Origin of the sequence: Streptomyces sp. SID11385 (assembly GCF_010548245.1) — a bacterium.
Classification (GTDB): domain Bacteria; phylum Actinomycetota; class Actinomycetes; order Streptomycetales; family Streptomycetaceae; genus Streptomyces.
The window spans coordinates 1-255 of sequence record NZ_JAAGLR010000452.1 but is presented as its reverse complement, the minus strand read 5'-3'; the positions used below and the strand labels follow the sequence as shown (position 1 = coordinate 255).

Below are 255 nucleotides of genomic sequence, written 5' to 3'. Positions count from 1 at the left end.
AGGCGCCGACCGCCCGTTCGGTGACCGGACTTCCGGGACGGCTGCGGGAACTTGCCTGGCCGCACTGGCCGCATGAGACGGACCGGTGGGTGTTGGCCGCGATGAGGGTCGTGGCCCATCCGGTGGGGACCGCATTGACCCTGTCGTTGTCGGTCCTCATCTGCGCGTATCTGTTCACCAGCGTTCGCGGCAGGGTGCGTTGGTGATCGCGCGGTGGCGCCGTAACGCCAAAAGTCTCACAACTCCATTTGAATT

General features: G+C 65.1%; 1 pseudogene. It reads left to right on the top strand.

The annotated features are described in order from the left end of the window. Window positions 1-206: pseudogene (locus tag G3I42_RS36960) on the top strand (ABC transporter ATP-binding protein); the annotation flags it as partial. Between the last annotated feature and the right edge of the window lie 49 nt (window positions 207-255).